The organism is Azospirillum sp. B506 (assembly GCF_000333595.1).
Lineage (GTDB): Bacteria > Pseudomonadota > Alphaproteobacteria > Azospirillales > Azospirillaceae > Azospirillum.
The window spans coordinates 1-1740 of record NZ_BADK01000562.1 but is presented as its reverse complement, the minus strand read 5'-3'; the positions used below and the strand labels follow the sequence as shown (position 1 = coordinate 1740).

Annotated in this window: 3 protein-coding genes; 1 reads left to right on the top strand and 2 read right to left on the bottom strand. The window is 64.8% G+C overall.

From position 1 onward, the window contains the following. On the bottom strand, window positions 1–314 hold a 314-nt coding region (locus I71_RS16575; RefSeq protein ID WP_307189006.1), incomplete at its 3' end, for an aldo/keto reductase. Between the two features lie 79 nt (window positions 315–393). On the opposite strand from I71_RS16575, the gene I71_RS16570 reads away from it, so the two are divergent. Continuing rightward, a complete protein-coding gene (locus I71_RS16570; RefSeq protein WP_085940740.1) occupies window positions 394–612 on the top strand; it encodes a LysR substrate-binding domain-containing protein in 219 nt (72 codons plus the stop codon). A gap of 317 nt (window positions 613–929) precedes the next feature. Here the strand turns inward: I71_RS16570 and I71_RS16565 are convergent, their stop codons facing one another. After that, a complete protein-coding gene (locus I71_RS16565) occupies window positions 930–1487 on the bottom strand; it encodes a TetR/AcrR family transcriptional regulator (protein WP_042695950.1) in 558 nt (185 codons plus the stop codon). Window positions 1488–1740: the final 253 nt, after the last annotated feature.

The following is a 1740-nucleotide window of genomic DNA, read 5'->3' as shown; positions in this document are numbered from 1 at the left end:
CCTCCCGTTCCGGCGACCTCCTCGATCGGGACGTCGGGATCGACGCGATGCTGGTAGAGCAGGTCGATGATCTCGATATTCAGGCGCTTCAGCATGCCGTCCACCGCGCGGCGGACATGGTCCGGACGGCTGTTGAGCCCCGGGCGGTGCTCGCCGGTGTCGGGGTCGATGTTCCAGCCGAACTTCGTGGCGATGACCACCTCGTCACGCACGGGCGACAGCGCTTCGCCGACGAGTTCCTCGTTGGTGAACGGCCCATAGGCCTCCGCAGTGTCGAACAGGGTGACGTCAAGCGCGTGCGCGCCGCGGATCACGCGAATGGCCTCATTCCGCTCAGCGAAGGACGGTCGCGAACTCAATGCCCGGGTCGGAGGCCCGCTGGTGCTCAATGACATGAGCATGGTTCTACAGGCTGCCAGCGAGGGCCTCGGCATCGCCTGCGTCATGGCGGATCAGGCCGCGCCCTACATCGCCGACGGCCGGCTGGTGCGGCTGCTGGACGACTGGTGCCCGCCCTTCGCCGGCTACCACCTCTATTATCCGGATCGCCGGCAGCTCCCTCCCGCCTTTTCGCTCCTCGTGGCGGCGCTCCGCCACGGCGCCCATCGCTGAACCCGGTTGGCCACGCTGACGAACCCCGGCGTTTGGGCTCGGCTGGGCTGCGATGTTGCCCTGCGGTGCCGCCTCTGCGCCCATGGCGACCATGCGGGGCTGGATCAGGGTGCCGGGGCGGGGGCAACGTGTCCGCATGACCGTGCCGGCTTATGGAGACCCCACCGAGCGCGGCCGCCGCGAGAATGGCGAATTTTGCGCGAAACATGGCCATCGGGTCATTTCCGCGCAAAGACGGCGGAGTACAACACCGGAGAGGGCTGTAGCGGCAAGGACTCATCGTTCGTCAGTCCTCGACGGCGACGCATGCCCCCTCTTCAACCTTCCATATCCAGAAAGAGGCGCGCCGAAGCGAGAATATCCTCGGATAGTGGGTCCGAATTGACGATCCGCGCGAGAACCATGGCGCCGATCATCGTCGCCCAAGTCCCGATCGCGGCGACCCGCCGCTCCGCCGGTTTCTCACCCGGTGCGATGTCGACGAATTTCTGGATCTGCCGCTCGATGGCATCGGTCAGGATGTCGCGGGTGGGCCGCGGGGCCCGCGCCATTTCAGGGCCCAGGGCCGCGAACACGCAGCCGGTACCGGGCTCGCCGCGATGTTCGGAGCGCAGATAGGCACGGGCGAATTCATGCAAGTCGCGCATCGGCAGCGATGGCTCCCGTGCGTCTGCTGCGAACAGCTCGGCGAGTGTCGCCGTGATCAGCTCGTCCTTGCTGCTGAAATGTCGGGGGAATCCGCCATGCGTCAGCCCCGCCCCGTCCATCACCTCCGCAACGGTGACGCCGTCGAACCCGTTCTCCCGAAACAGCTTGGCCGCAGAGCGCATGATCGCCTGACGGCTCTCTGCCTTCCGCTTCTGACTTTTTGCCATCCCTAAATCTCCTTCGCGGAAAAATTATAGATGACATCCATCATCTTTTCAATTAGATGATAACCATCATCCATGTGAGCGAACCGCTCCTCGTTTCGGAGAAGATTCAATGTCGACAGCTCTCATCACGGGCGCATCGGAAGGAATAGGTGCCACCTACGCCGGTCGTCTTGGCGGCGGTGGTGGCATAGGCCGCGGCGGCGTTCAGCGGATTGATCATGGCGGCGGTTCCGGTGCGTCAGGAGGGTGAGGC

What these genes read in the sequence shown, in the direction of transcription:
- I71_RS16570 (WP_085940740.1), top strand. Translation starts at nt 394, where the DNA reads ATGAGCATGGTTCTACAGGCTGCCAGCGAGGGCCTCGGCATCGCCTGC.
- I71_RS16565 (WP_042695950.1), bottom strand. Translation starts at nt 1,487, where the DNA reads ATGGCAAAAAGTCAGAAGCGGAAGGCAGAGAGCCGTCAGGCGATCATG.